This window comes from Actinomyces sp. (assembly GCF_030524025.1).
In the GTDB taxonomy this organism is placed as follows: Bacteria; Actinomycetota; Actinomycetes; order Actinomycetales; family Actinomycetaceae; genus Actinomyces.
In genome coordinates this window covers 160,101-173,739 of record NZ_JAUNHI010000003.1, presented here as the reverse complement: position 1 = coordinate 173,739, position 13,639 = coordinate 160,101, and the positions used below count along the sequence as shown (strand labels likewise).

Genomic DNA, 13,639 nt, shown 5'->3' with positions numbered 1-13,639 from the left:
ACGCGCGCTCATGCTCGCCGGGGACCGGGTCGAGGCGTGCCGGCTGTGTCGGCTGGGCGCCGTCCGCCTGCGGGGGCGCTCGATCCCGCCAGTGGTCGGCACCCACACTCGGGTTGTCGTCCTGACGGGCAAGAATCGAGCTGCAAGTGACTCAAGCCTCCGAGGTGGGCTGCTGCACGCGCAGGACCCGGAAGCCCTTGGCCGAGGCCGCCTTGTCCACCGCCCACCCCTGGCCGGCCAACCATGAGGCCAGGGAGTCGGCGCCCAGGTTCCTGCCCACGACGAGCCACGCCTGGCCGTCCTCGGACAGCAGCGCCAACCAGGTCTCCAGCAGGTCGTGCAGGGCCGCCTTGCCAATGCGCACCGGGGGGTTGGACCAGATGAGGTCCACCCGTGCGCCTGTACCTCCCAGCTCCTCGAGCAGGGCGGCGGCCTCGACGGCGCGCACGTTGGCGAGCCCGGCCCGGGCGGCGTTGCGGGCGGTCAGGTCCAGGCTGCGCTCATTGACGTCGGTGGCCAGCACCGTGGCCCGGGGCGCGGCGTCGGCCAGTGCCAGGGCGATCGGCCCCCAGCCGCATCCCAGGTCGAGCAGGGTGCCCGCCTCCGGCGGCTCGGGCACGTGGTCGAGCAGCACCTGGGTGCCCTTGTCGAGGCGGTCGGCGCTGAAGACCCCGGCGGCCGTCGTCACCTCGTGCTCGACGCCGCGGATCGTGAAGCGGTGCTCACGCTCCTGAGGATCGCCGCCGGGGCAGGCGGCGAAGTAGTGCTCGTTCACGACTGCAGGTTACCGGGCTCGGTCCGGCGGGCCAGCAGCGGGGTGGCCGCCAGCATGACGGCCAGCACCGCGCACACCGGCACGACCCGCCCCGCCTCGACACCGGCACCCGTGGGTGCGACGAAGCTCGTCACCAGTGTGCCCAGCGTCGCCCCGCCGGCGCCGCCCGCGATGGTGACGGCCGTGGCGGCCTGCGTAGCCGGGATGCCGTCGTCGGGGGCACCGAGCTCGGAGGGGGCGGTCAGGCACCGGATGACCGTGTCCTGGTGGGTGGCGCCCATCCCCAGGCCGGCCAGGGCGCAGCCCACATGCAGCCCCCACCACGGCACCGCCGAGCCCAGGGCGAGGGCGACGACGGCGCCGCCGACAGTCAGACCCGCGCCCCCCAGGGCCGTGCGCAGCCGGTAGGCGCCGGCCTCGCGGGCCGGGTGCGCCCCGCACCACATCGCCACCACCGACCAGCAGACCCCCGCCATCGTCAGCGCCCAGCCGATCGCCGCCGGGCCGAGCCCGAGCACGTCGTGGCCGGCCGGGGACACCAGGTAGTCCAAGGCGAAGTAGGCGGCGCACAGCCAGCCCAGGGTCGCCAGCGCCGCGGGACGGCCGGGCGCGAGGCGCAGCACGCCGACCGGGAAGACGCGGGCACAGGCCCACACGACGGCGACCGCCCCGGCGGCGCCGACCGGCCAGAACCACACCGAGGCCGCGGGCACCGCCCCGATGACCGCCACGCCCCCGGCCATGGCCAGGGCGGGAAGCACGGGCGGGCGCCGGTCGTCGTCGGGGACGCGCAGGCTGCGGACCTGACGGGCCATGACGCCACGGGCGACCACGAGCAGCGGGACGTAGCCCACCAGCGCCCAGCGCCAGCTCCAGGCCTGCGCCACGCCGGCCGCGTAGACCGGTCCGAGCAACGAGGAGACCACCCACATCGCCGACCCGGTGGCCAGGAGAAGCCTGCGCCAGGACTCGGGCAGTGCCACGACCATGACGCCCATGGTGACCGTGGCCAGGGCGCCGGCGGCCAGGCCCCGCAGGATCTCACCGAGCACGTAGAGCCCGACGTTCGGCGCCAGGGCCCCCAGCCCCGCCCCGGCGACCAGTACCGCCGTCAGAGCGCTCATGAGCCGATCGGCCCGCCAGCGCACGAGCATCGACCCGCCCAAGGGCATGGTCAAGAAGGTCGGCACCATCGCCGCGGCCGTGATGAGTCCGTAGTGCTGGCGCGCCCCCAGGTCGGAGGCCAGCAACGGCAGGACGGTCTGGTTGATGTAGATCTGCATCCCGGCGAGCAGCTCGATGACGAGCATGGCCAGGGCCAGGTGCCCCACCGGCGCGGTGAGCAGGGTGCGGGGGGAGGGCGGCGGGGCACCCGGCCCCGGCTGACCGGGCTCGGGCGGGGGAGAGGTCATTCGGTCGGTGGCGAGGTTGCCGCGGCGTGCAGGCGTCGCGCACGGGCGAGCCTGACAAGGGCCCGCAACAGGTAGAAGACCATCGCGGGAATACCGATGACGATGGAGAACCACGCCCGCAGTACCCCCGTGATCAGCCACATGAGGGCCGACTGGACCACGATGGAGTCCCGCTGTCTCGTGGCGTGCCAGCCGAAGGGCAGGGCCAGACCGAAGAGCGCGAAGGCGATCGTGCCCTCAATGTCCTCAGTGATCGGCGGCTCCGTCAAGTAGGCGAACAGGGCGACCCCTGCCGCTGCACCGATGACCATGGCAACGGCCCCTAGGATGGAGGGAGGCCACGGCGGTTGTCTGGATCTCTGAGCTCAGGGCCTCGGCCTCGGCCCGCATCTGTGCCTCGGCCTGGGCCTGGATCTGGCTCTGGACCTGGGCCTGCATCTGAGCCTGGGGGAGCGCGACCAACTGCTCGAACTGCTCAGGGGTCAAGGCGATGAGGGGTTGCCCCTGCGGTGGTGCGGTCTGCGCTCCGACATCCTCGACGCCGTCGGATCCAGTTGCGGGGCGGTCTTCCCAGGGAGTCATGGTGCCACTATAACGAGGCGGTTACCGACCGTTGCCCCTCCCGGGGTCTTGGACGGATCGAGATCCCGGTTTCGCGGCTGGGGTCTGAGGCGTTAGCATGCGCCCATGTGGATCTTCCGTATGCGCTGAGCCGGTGACCTGCTCCTCAGGCACCGCTATCGACAACGCCCGACCGGGCAGGTCCGTCGAGCACCGCTCCGGACCGCCGCATGCATACGTGAAGGAGTCCTTGTGACTGACGTGACTGACCACACCCCTGTCTCGCCCGCCTCGCCCCCCGCCGCCGGCTCCGTGCCGGACCCGGCCCGGGACATCGTCTCGCGCGTCCTGTCGCGCCACGGCACCGCGCTGGCCTCCACGGCCGGGGAGGACGGGCGCGCCGAGCTCGACGACGGCGCCCTCGAGCGCGAGGCGCGCGCCGGGACCCGCCGCGTGGCGGGGCTGTCCACCGAGCTCGAGGACGTCAGCGAGGTCGAGTACCGCCAGATCCGCCTCGAGAGGGTCGTCCTCGTCGGGCTGGAGACCCCCACGGCTGGAGCACGGGACCCGCATGGGTCCACCGGTGTCCAGGACGCCGAGACCTCCCTGCGCGAGTTGGCCGCCCTGGCCCAGACCGCGGGCTCGGAGGTCCTCGACGCCCTCATCCAGCGGCGGGACCACCCCGACCCCGCAACCTACCTGGGCAGCGGCAAGGCCCAGGAGCTGGCCGAGATGGTCGCCGCCGTCGGCGCCGACACGGTGATCGTCGACGGCGAGCTCGCCCCCTCCCAGCGCCGGGCCCTCGAGGACGTCGTCAAGGTCAAGGTCGTCGACCGCACCGCCGTCATCCTGGACATCTTCGCCCAGCACGCCAAGTCCCGTGAGGGCAAGGCGCAGGTCGAGCTCGCCCAGCTGGAGTACCTCCTGCCGCGCCTGCGCGGGTGGGGCGAGTCCATGTCCCGGCAGGCCGGCGGACGGGTGGCCGGCGGGCAGGGCATTGGCTCGCGCGGGCCGGGGGAGACCAAGATCGAGCTCGACCGGCGCCGCATCCGCAACCGCATGGCCAAGCTGCGCCGCGACATCCGGGCGATGAGCCCCTCCCGGGAGGTCAAGCGCGGGGCCCGGCGCCGCGGACCGATCCCCTCGGTGGCCATCGCCGGGTACACCAACGCCGGCAAGTCCTCCCTCATGAACCGCCTGACGGGGGCGGGCCTCATGGTTCAGGACGCGCTGTTCGCCACTCTCGACCCGACGGTGCGCAAGGCCGAGACCTCCGACGGGCGCCTGTACACGCTCACCGACACGGTCGGTTTCGTGCGCAACCTGCCCCACGAACTCGTCGAGGCCTTCCGCTCCACCCTCGAGGAGGTGGCCGGGGCGGATCTGCTTCTCCACGTCGTCGACGCCGCCCACCCCGACCCCCTGGGGCAGGTCGCGGCCGTGCGGGCCGTCCTGGCTGACATTCCGGGCGCCCTGGAGGTCCCCGAGCTCATCGTGCTCAACAAGGGCGACCTCGCCGACGCCGTGACCCTGGCGGCGCTGCGCACCCGCTTCCCCGGGGCGGTGACCGTCTCGGCCCGCACCGGCCAGGGGATCGACGCGCTCCGGGCGGCGATCGACGAGCGCCTGCCGCGTCCCGCGGTGGCCGTCGACGTCGTCGTGCCCTACTCGCGCGGCGACCTCGTCTCGCGCGTGCACGCCGACGGCGAGATCGACGCCATCGACTACGTCGAGGCCGGCACGCGCATCACCGGCCGGGTCGACGCCCCCCTGGCCGCCGAGCTGGCGGCGGCCGACCTCGGTCGTGGGGGACCCGCCGCGCAGGAACCGGCCGCTCGATGAGGCCTCGGTGAGCGCACAGAGCCCGCAGGACCCTCCGGCGCGCACCGAGACCGCCCTGGCCGGTGCCGTCGCGCGCCTGGGTGGCAGCCCGCGGCAGGGACAGTCCGAGATGGCCCGCCAGGTGGCGGCCGCCCTCGACGGGGAGCACCTGCTCGTCCAGGCGGGAACCGGGACCGGCAAGTCGCTGGCCTACCTCGTGCCGGTCATGGTCCATGCCGTCGACACCGGCCAGCGCGCCGTCGTGTCGACCGCGACCCTGGCCCTCCAGCGCCAGGTCCTGACCAAGGACGCGCCGGTGGCGGCCGACGCCGTCGAGGCGGTCACCGGGACCCGTCCGGTGGTCGCCCTGCTCAAGGGCTGGCAGAACTACCTGTGCCGCCACCGCCTGGCGGGCGGTTACCCGGAGGACGACGACGCCCTGTTCTCCGCCGGGCAGGCCGCCCGCGCCCCGCGCACGGGCCGGGGGGAGGCGACGAGCACGGGGGAGCAGGTCGTGCGCCTGCGCCAGTGGGCGGCCACGACCGACACCGGCGACCGCGACGACCTCGCGCCGGGCGTGCCGGACCGCGTCTGGGCCCAGGTCTCGGTGTCCCGGGCCGAGTGCCTGGGGCCGTCGTGCCCCCTGCGCACCGAGTGCTTCCCCGAGCTCGCGCGGGCAGCCGCCGCCCAGGCCGATGTCGTCGTGACCAACCACGCCATGCTGGGCATCGCGGCCGCCGGCAACACCGGGGTCCTGCCCGAGCACAGGGTGCTCGTCGTCGACGAGGCCCACGAGCTCGCCGACCGGGTCCGCTCCCAGGGCACGGTGAGCCTGTCGGCCTCCGCCGTGGCGCGGGTGGCGGCCACGGCCCGCAAGCACGCCTCGGTCCTGGTCGCCGACCTGGAGTCGGCCGGGCAGGGGCTCCAGCTGGTCCTGGCCGACCTGCCCGACGGCCGGCTGGCCGGAGGGCTGCCGCAGGCCCTGCGCGAGGCGCTCGTCGTGGTCGAGGCCGCCGCGCGCCAGGTGCTCACCGACCTGCGCGAGGCCGCCAAGGGGTCCGAGAGGAACGCAGGCCAGGCCGCGGGCGGGACCGCCCTGGCCCGCACCGCGCTCAACGAGCTCGTGGAGGCGGCGGCACGGATGACCTCCGACTCGGTGGCGCAGCGCCGCGACGTCGCCTGGGTCGAGCGCCCTCGTCTGGGGGCCAGATCCTCCCCGGCTCACCCTGGCCCCGATCGACGTCGCCGGAAGCGTGGCCGACACCCTCCTGGACGACAGGGCCGCGGTGCTCACCTCGGCCACCTTGTCCCTGGGCGGCGGATTCGAGCCCATGGCCCACGCCCTGGGGCTGAGCCTGGCGGGCTCCAGCTGGCGCGGCATCGACGTGGGGACGCCCTTCGACTATGGCCGTCAAGGCATCCTGTACACCCCCACCCACCTGCCACGCCCGGGCGTGGGCATCTCCGAGGCGGCCCTCGACGAGGTCCTGGCCCTGGCGGAGGCCTCCGGCGGCGGGATGCTGGGCCTGTTCTCCTCGCGGCGCGCCGCCCAGGAGGCCGCCGAGGTGCTGCGCGGCGCGACCGACCTGACCGTGTACGCCCAGGGCGAGGACCAGCTGCCCACGCTCGTCGAGGCTTTCGCCGCCGAGGAGGACGCCTGCCTGGTGGGCACCCTGTCCCTGTGGCAGGGGGTCGACGTGCCCGGACGCGCCTGCCGGCTCGTCGTCATCGACCGCATCCCCTTTCCCCGGCCCGACGACCCGGTCGCCCAGGCCCGCTCGGAGGCCGTGGAGGCCGCCGGGGGCAACGGATTCATGGCGGTCTCCGCGGTGCACGCCGCCCTCCTCCTGGCCCAAGGCGCGGGGCGGCTCGTGCGCCGGGCCGAGGACCGCGGGGTCGTGGCGGTTCTCGACCCGCGCCTGCGCACCGCCCGGTACGGCGCCTTCCTGGCCCGCTCCATGCCGCCGCTGTGGCCCACGCGGGACAGGGAGATCGTCCTGGGGGCGTTGGCACGCCTGGCCGACCGGGATTCGTCCACAAGTCCGGATTCGTCCACGAGTTAGGTCCAACGCCCCTGCGGGCAGGGCTCGGTGGCGCGTAGCCTTGAACCTGCACGGGGCGAGACCGCCTTGCCACCCCACCCTGATTCGGAGGAATGCAGTGTCCGACGTCACCATCACCAACAGCGCCCAAGGCTCCTACCCCACCGCAGCAGGCGGCCGCCCCTCGAAGGTGGCGATCATCGGTGCCGGCGCCGTCGGCTCCACGCTGGCCTACGCCTGTGTGACCAAGGGGGTCGCACGCGAGGTCGTCCTGCAGGACATCGCCAAGGAGAAGGTCGAGGCCGAGGCCCTCGACATCGCCCAGGGCATCCAGTTCACCTCGGCCGGATCCGTGCTGGGCTCCGACGACCCCGAGATCTGCCGGGACGCCGACGTCGTGGCCATCACCGCCGGGGCCAAGCAGAAGCCCGGGCAGTCCCGCCTCGAGCTCGCCGGAGCAACGGTGGGCATCATGGAGAAGATCCTCCCCAAGCTCGTCGAGGTCGCCCCCAACGCGATCTTCCTGCTCGTGGCCAACCCGGTCGACGTGGTCACCTACTGCGCCAAGAAGATCACCGGGCTGCCCGAGAACCAGGTCTTCGGCTCGGGCACGGTGCTCGACACCGCGCGGATGCGGTACCTCGTCTCCTTGGAGACCGGCACCGCCACCCAGAACATCCACGGCTACATCGCCGGTGAGCACGGTGACTCCGAGGTCCCCCTGTGGTCGACCACCGGGATCGGAGGGGTGCCGATCACCCAGTGGGGCAAGACCCTCGACGGCGGGGTCTTCGACCAGGCCAAGCGCGACCGCATCGCCCACGACGTGGTGCGCTCGGCCTACCGCATCATCGAGGGCAAGGGGGCGACCAACTACGCCGTCGGCCTGGCCGTTCAGCGGATCATCTCCGCCGTCCTCAACGACGAGCAGCGCGTGCTCACCATCTCCCCGCTGCTGGAGAACTGGCACGGCATCTCCGATGTGTGCATGGCCGTGCCGACGATCGTCGGGCGCAACGGCGCGGGCCGCCGCCTCGAGCTGCCGCTGACCCTCGACGAGCGCGACCGCCTGACTGCCTCGGCGGAGCACCTGCGCGAGGTCGCCCGCGGCCTGGGCTACTGACGACCCGGAGGCGTTCTCGACGTCGAACCGGCCCGTCCAGCCGGATCCCTTGGGCTGAGGGCCCGGGCCCCCGAGGGGGTCCGGGCCCTCGCGTCGTGCCAGGCGCCGCACGTGCCAGATGTACCGATCTCGAGGTGTCACAAGTCCCGATCTCGGGGCTACAGGGCGCGCAGCACGGTGACGACCTTGCCCATGATGGTCGCCTCGTCACCGGGGATCGGGGAGTAGTCGGCGTTGCGGGGCAGGAGCCACTGGTGGCCGTCCTTGCGGGACAGGACCTTGACGGTGGCGCTCGCACCGTCGACGTCCTGGACCATCGCCGCCACGATGTCTCCGTTGGAGGCGTCGGCCTGGGCGCGCACGACGACCCAGTCACCGTCGCAGATCGCCGCCTCTACCATCGAGTCCCCCTCGACCTGGAGCATGAAGAGCCGGCCCTCACCGGTCAGCCGACGCGGCAGCGCCATGACGTCCTCGACCTCCTGCTCGGCCAGGATGGGTGAGCCCGCGGCGATCCGTCCCACGAGGGGGACGGCGACCGCCTCCCCCTGCCCAATCCCGGGCAGGAGCGGCACGGCCGGGGCCGGAGGCCCCGCGGGCGCCGGCGCCGCCGCCTCCGGCGGGCCGGGCCGCTCGGCCGCCGGGGCGATGACCTCCAGCGCCCGCGGCCGGTTCGGGTCGCGGCGCACCAGGCCGAGCCTCTCGAGCTTGTCGAGCTGGTGCTTGACCGACGACGGGCTGGTCAGCCCGACCCTCGCCCCGATCTCCCGCATCGAGGGCGGGTAGCCGTGGGAGGCAACCGCCTCGCGCACGGTGTCGTAGACCGCCCGGGCCCGTGCGTCGAGCCCCTCCAGGGCCTGTGCGACCGGCCCGGTCCGCGGGTCGCGCTCGTGCTCGGTGCCCCCGATCATCGGCGGCCCTCCCTTCGTGTGCCGGGGTCCGCCCCCTCTGCCGCCCGGGGGCGGGAGGGGCGAATTCATGTCGGTGCCCCGTGATGACCTTGATGGGTCCAGCCTACGGCGGAACGTCCACGCATTCAAACATGTGTTCGAAGATGTGCTGGACGCGTCCGCCTGCGGCCGCTATCGTATCGAACAGATGTTCGTCGAACATGTGTTCCAGGAGGTTGTCCCATGAGTGCTCTCGCGATCCCGCCCTCGCCCCGGCTGCGCCTCGTCAACTCCGGTGCCGAGCGTGCCGGTGCCGAGCGTGCCGGTGTGGCGGGACCAGCCGCCCCGGAGTCGGCTGCTCCCGGCCCCCGGGGCGTGGGCCGGGCTCATCTGCGGCTCGTGACCTCCGGCGAGCCGGTGGCTCCGACCCGGAGCGGCCGGGAGGCCGGGGAGACGGCCCCGCGCTCGGCCCGCCGGCCCGCGGCTCCCCGGCCCCGTCGCGCGGCTGAGGGTCGTGTCTCGGCGGTGGCTCGCACGCGGCTCGAGGACCTGGAGGAGCTGGCGCCCAACCACCCGGCCGTGCGGGCTCGTCGCCGCGGCTCGGTCGCGGCGCGCGGAGCCGCAGCGGACCGTGCGGCGGTCCCGGCCGCCCGTGAGCCGCGGCGCGAGGCCGGGGTCCCGGCGCCGCTCGTGCTGCGCCGTCTCCTGGCCGCCGGGGCCGGGGTGCTCGCCGCCGCCGCCATCGTGGCCGCCGGCATCGTCGTGGCGGGCTTCGACTCGGCCGTGCAGCACACGAGGACCGCCACGGTGGGGCAGGGGCAGTCCTTGTGGGACCTGGCGGCCGCGACCGGTGCCTCGGACGTCGATGAGGCGATGGCCCAGATCGTCGAGCTCAACGACCCGAGCACCTCGACCCTCCAGCCGGGGCAGACCCTTCTCGTCCCGGTCCAGTGACGGGCTTGCGGTGAGCGGGCGCGCGTGCCTACCCTCCGGACAGGACATATGCCACCTGATGTCGGAGGAGCCACGCGTGCACTGCCCCTTCTGCCGACACGACGGGTCCCGCGTCGTTGACTCCCGGACGGTCGAGGACGGCATGTCGATCCGCCGCAGGCGCGAGTGCACCCAGTGCGGGAGCCGCTTCACCACCATCGAGACCGCCAGCCTGTCGGTGCGCAAGCGCTCCGGGGCGATCGAGCCCTTCTCCCGCACCAAAGTGATCGTCGGCGTGCGCAGGGCCTGCCAGGGACGTCCCGTGTCCGAGGACGACCTGGCCCTACTGGCGCACAAGGTCGAGGAGGCGATCCGGCACACGGGCCAGTCGCTGGTCGACTCCCACGAGGTGGGCCTGGCGATCCTCGGGCCGCTGCGCGAGCTCGACGAGGTCGCCTACCTCCGCTTCGCCTCGGTCTACTCCGACTTCAACTCCCTGGAGGACTTCGAGCGGGCCATCGCGGGACTGCGCGCCAGCCGCACCGACCGCGCCTGAGCCGCCCGGCTCACCGGGCGTCCACGGCCTCGACGAGGCTGTCGACCAGGGAGGGCCAGGTCCACCGCTCGATCATCAGCTCGCGTCCGGCCGCCCCCATCCGGGCGCGCAGGCCGGGGTCCGCGAGCTGGCGGACGAGGGCCGCCACCAGGGCCTCCTCGTCGCGGCCGTCGACCACCGATCCGGTCACCCCCTCGACCACCGTCTCCGGTGCGCCGCCGCTCGTGCCCGCGATGACGGGCAGCCCGGTGGCCGAGGCCTCGAGGAAGACGATGCCCAGGCCCTCGACGTCCAGGCCGCCGCCCCGGGTGCGGCAGGGCATGGCGAACACGTCACCCATGGCCACATGCCCGGGCAGCTCCTCGGCCGCCACCTTGCCGGTCAGGACGATGTGGTCACGCACCGGCGAGGAGCGCCGGGCCAGTGCCAGCCGACGGGCGTAGGAGCCCCAGCCGACGATGACGAGGCGGGCGTCGGGCACCTGGGCCACGACGCGGGGCCAGGCCTCGATGAGGGAGTCCTGGCCCTTGCGCGCCACGAGCCGAGAGACGCACACCGCGGTGGGCGCCTCGCCCAGGCCGTAGCGCTCCCGCAGCCGCAGGCGGGCCGCCGGGTCGGGGTGGAAGCGCTCGACGTCGATCCCGCTGGGCAGGCGCAGGGTCCGGGTTCCCCGGGGAACGAGGGGGCGCAGGCGGCCCAGGGTGTACTCCGAGATGTAGGTGACGACGTCGGCCTGCTCCAGGATGCGGCCCAGTGCCTGGCGCGCGCCGGGCAGCATCGACCAGCCGACCTCGTGGCCGTGGGTGGTGGCGATGACCCGCGTGGCCCCGGCCCGCTTGGCCGTGCCCCCCAAGAGCCCCAGCGGGGCGGCGGCGCCGAACCAGACGGTCTCGATGCGCTCGTCCTCAATGAGCCGGCGCATGCGGGCGCGCACGTCCGGGGTGGGCAGCAGCACGCGCGTGGGCATGCGCACGACGGTGAAGGGGGCGGTGGCGTCGTAGGCGGCCGCCGCCTCGGGCCCCTCGGGGGGCGTGGAGGCCAGCACGACCAGGTCCTCGGCGGGCAGCCGCCGCGCGTAGTCCTCGAGGTAGGACTGGATCCCTCCGACCACGGGCGGGAAGTCGTTGGTGACGAGAAGGGTCCTGCGCATGGGGCGGAGTCTACGAGGCTCCCGCCGTCCCGTGCCGCAGGGCGCCGGTCAGCCCTCGTCGGAGGAGCGCAGCACCTCCGACAGGCGGCGCGCCGCGGCCATGACGACGGCGCCGTGGACCCGGCCCGGCTGGCGACCCATGCGCTCGATCGGCCCGGAGATCGACACCGCGGCCACTACCTTGCCCCCGGTGCCGCGCACGGGCGCCGAGACGCTGGCCACCCCCGGCTCCCGCTCGCCCACGGACTGGGCCCAGCCCCGGCGCCGCACGGCCGAGAGCATGGTGGCGTTGAAGCGGGCGCCCACCAGGCCCCGGTGGAGCCGGTCGGGCTCCTCCCAGGCCAGGAGGACCTGGGCTCCCGAGCCGCCCTGCATCGACATCGTCGCGCCCACCGGGATGGAGTCGCGCAGCCCGATCGGCCGCTCGGCGTTGGCCACGCAGATGCGCACGTCGCCCTGGCGGCGGTAGAGCTGGGCCGACTCGTGGGTCTTGTCGCGCAGGGCCGCCAGGACGGGGCCCGCCGCGGCCAGGAGGTGGTCCTCGCCGGCGGCCGAGGCCAGCTCGTTGAGCCGCGGCCCCAGGACGAAGCGGCCCTGGGAGTCGCGGGACACGAGCCGGTGGTACTCCAGGGCCACGGCGATCCGGTGGGCCGTGGGCCGCGCGAGGTGGGTCGTCGCCACCAGCTGGGCGAGGGTCGCAGGCCCGGCCTCCAGCGCGCTCATGACCAGCGCGGCCTTGTCGATCACTCCGACCCCGCTGCTGCTCTCCACGTCATTCAACGCGTCCATAATCTGATACTGCCATCCCACGAGATGAGATCTCAAGTACTTTGACCGGATCACTGGCGCAGTGTCGGCACTTTCACGTCCACACCGCCGCCGGAGCCGTGCCCGAGGCGACCCCGAGCCCGCAGCTCCGGGACCGGGCCAACCTCCAGGAAAGGAAGCGTAGCGATGGGAATGACCCTCGCGCAGAAGGTTTGGCGCGACCACGTCGTCGCTCAGGGCGCCGACGGGGCCCCCGACCTCCTCTACATCGACCTCCACCTCGTCCACGAGGTCACCAGCCCCCAGGCCTTCGAGGGCCTGCGCCTGGCCGGTCGCCGTGTCCGCCGTCCCGACCTGACGCTGGCCACCGAGGACCACAACACCCCGACCCTCGACATCGACCTGCCGATCGCCGACCTGACCAGCCGCACCCAGATCGACACGCTGCGGGCCAACTGCGCCGAGTTCGGGGTGCGCCTGCACTCCCTGGGCGACGCCGACCAGGGCATCGTCCACGCTGTCGGCCCCCAGCTGGGCCTGACCCAGCCGGGCATGACCGTCGTGTGCGGGGACTCCCACACCTCGACCCACGGCGCCTTCGGGGCGCTTGCCTTCGGCATCGGCACGAGCCAGGTCGAGCATGTCCTGGCCACCCAGACCCTGCCCATCGCACCGTTCAAGACGATGAGCGTGCGCATCGACGGCGAGCTGCCTGCGGGCAGCGGCGCCAAGGATATCATCCTGGCCATCATCGCCAAGATCGGCACCAACGGCGCCCAGGGACACGTCATCGAGTATCGCGGCCGGGCCATCGAGCAGTTGTCGATGGAGGCGCGTATGACGATCTGCAACATGAGCATCGAGGCCGGTGCCCGGGCCGGCATGATCGCCCCCGACCAGACCACTGTCGACTACCTCGCCGGGCGTCCGCACGCCCCGGTCGGCCAGGACTGGGACGAGGCCGTGACCTACTGGCGCTCGCTGCGCAGCGATGACGACGCCGTCTTCGACACCGAGGTGGTCCTGGAGGCCGCCGACATCGAGCCCTACGTGACCTGGGGGACCAACCCGGGCCAGGGCCTGCCCATCTCGGCCAACGTGCCGGTGCCCGAGGACATCGCCGACGCCAACGAGCGCCGGGCGGCCGAGCGGGCCATCGAGTACATGGACCTGACCCCCGGCACGCCGCTGCGCGACATTCGGGTCGACGCCGTCTTCCTGGGCAGCTGCACCAACGGCCGTATCGAGGACCTGCGCGCCGCGGCCGAGGTCCTGCGGGGCCGCAGGAAGGCGCCGGGGGTGCGCATGCTCGTCGTGCCCGCCTCGGCGCGCATCCGCATCCAGGCCGAGGCCGAGGGCTTGGACCAGGTCTTCACGGACTTCGGCGCCGAGTGGCGCAACGCCGGCTGCTCGATGTGCCTGGCGATGAACCCCGACAAGCTCGCCCCGGGGGAGCGGGCCGCCTCGACCTCCAACCGCAACTTCGAGGGGCGTCAGGGCACGGGCGGGCGCACCCACCTCGTCTCGCCGGTCGTGGCCGCGGCCACCGCCGTGCGCGGCACGCTGTCCGCCCCCGCCGACCTGGGCGCCTGAGCCGGAGCAAGGAGA

The 13,639-nt window shown here is 73.7% G+C and carries 11 protein-coding genes and 1 pseudogene; 6 read left to right on the top strand and 6 right to left on the bottom strand.

Annotated elements, in window-relative coordinates:
• Positions 1 to 151: 151 nt before the first annotated feature.
• From Q4C85_RS02815 to Q4C85_RS02805, 3 genes are read right to left on the bottom strand one after another with little or no spacing between them, the layout of a single operon-like run.
• Complete coding sequence (locus Q4C85_RS02815; RefSeq protein ID WP_303139302.1) at positions 152 to 775, bottom strand: class I SAM-dependent methyltransferase; 624 nt, start codon at positions 773 to 775, stop codon at positions 152 to 154.
• Entirely contained in the window at positions 772 to 2,187 is a 1,416-nt protein-coding gene (locus Q4C85_RS02810; protein WP_303139300.1) for an MFS transporter, read from the bottom strand. Before Q4C85_RS02810 ends, Q4C85_RS02815 begins: the two co-directional genes overlap by 4 nt.
• Positions 2,184 to 2,498: a hypothetical protein gene (locus tag Q4C85_RS02805; RefSeq protein WP_303139298.1), complete on the bottom strand. Its 315-nt coding sequence runs from the start codon at positions 2,496 to 2,498 to the stop codon at positions 2,184 to 2,186. The genes Q4C85_RS02810 and Q4C85_RS02805 overlap by 4 nt, the downstream gene beginning before the upstream one ends.
• Before the next feature lie 562 nt (positions 2,499 to 3,060).
• Here Q4C85_RS02805 and hflX point away from each other — a divergent pair.
• From hflX to Q4C85_RS02790, 3 genes and pseudogenes are all read left to right on the top strand, one after another.
• Positions 3,061 to 4,590: a GTPase HflX gene (gene hflX / locus Q4C85_RS02800; RefSeq protein WP_303139368.1), complete on the top strand. Its 1,530-nt coding sequence runs from the start codon at positions 3,061 to 3,063 to the stop codon at positions 4,588 to 4,590.
• Positions 4,591 to 4,699: 109 nt separating this feature from the next.
• Positions 4,700 to 6,632: pseudogene (locus Q4C85_RS02795) on the top strand (ATP-dependent DNA helicase).
• Positions 6,633 to 6,729: 97 nt separating this feature from the next.
• Positions 6,730 to 7,734, top strand: a complete 1,005-nt coding sequence (locus Q4C85_RS02790) for an L-lactate dehydrogenase (protein WP_303139296.1) — start codon at positions 6,730 to 6,732, stop codon at positions 7,732 to 7,734.
• Positions 7,735 to 7,892: 158 nt separating this feature from the next.
• Here the strand turns inward: Q4C85_RS02790 and lexA are convergent, their stop codons facing one another.
• The gene (gene lexA / locus Q4C85_RS02785; protein ID WP_303139294.1) at positions 7,893 to 8,645 is read right to left on the bottom strand and encodes a transcriptional repressor LexA; all 753 of its coding nucleotides are present in this window, start codon (positions 8,643 to 8,645) and stop codon (positions 7,893 to 7,895) included.
• A gap of 222 nt (positions 8,646 to 8,867) precedes the next feature.
• Between lexA and Q4C85_RS02780 the strand changes: the two genes are divergently transcribed.
• On the top strand, positions 8,868 to 9,578 hold the full coding sequence (locus Q4C85_RS02780) for a LysM peptidoglycan-binding domain-containing protein (protein ID WP_303139292.1): 711 nt from the start codon (positions 8,868 to 8,870) through the stop codon (positions 9,576 to 9,578).
• Between the two features lie 76 nt (positions 9,579 to 9,654).
• Positions 9,655 to 10,113 carry a transcriptional regulator NrdR gene (nrdR, locus tag Q4C85_RS02775; RefSeq protein ID WP_303139291.1) on the top strand — a complete coding sequence of 153 codons (459 nt, stop codon included), beginning with the start codon at positions 9,655 to 9,657 and terminating at the stop codon, positions 10,111 to 10,113.
• Positions 10,114 to 10,123: 10 nt separating this feature from the next.
• Here nrdR and Q4C85_RS02770 read toward each other — a convergent pair whose 3' ends face one another.
• A complete protein-coding gene (locus Q4C85_RS02770; protein WP_303139289.1) occupies positions 10,124 to 11,263 on the bottom strand; it encodes a glycosyltransferase family 4 protein in 1,140 nt (379 codons plus the stop codon).
• A gap of 48 nt (positions 11,264 to 11,311) precedes the next feature.
• On the bottom strand, positions 11,312 to 12,052 hold the full coding sequence (locus Q4C85_RS02765) for an IclR family transcriptional regulator (protein ID WP_303139287.1): 741 nt from the start codon (positions 12,050 to 12,052) through the stop codon (positions 11,312 to 11,314).
• Positions 12,053 to 12,217: 165 nt separating this feature from the next.
• Between Q4C85_RS02765 and leuC the strand changes: the two genes are divergently transcribed.
• On the top strand, positions 12,218 to 13,624 hold the full coding sequence (gene leuC, locus Q4C85_RS02760) for a 3-isopropylmalate dehydratase large subunit (RefSeq protein ID WP_303139286.1): 1,407 nt from the start codon (positions 12,218 to 12,220) through the stop codon (positions 13,622 to 13,624).
• The last annotated feature ends 15 nt before the right edge of the window (positions 13,625 to 13,639 follow it).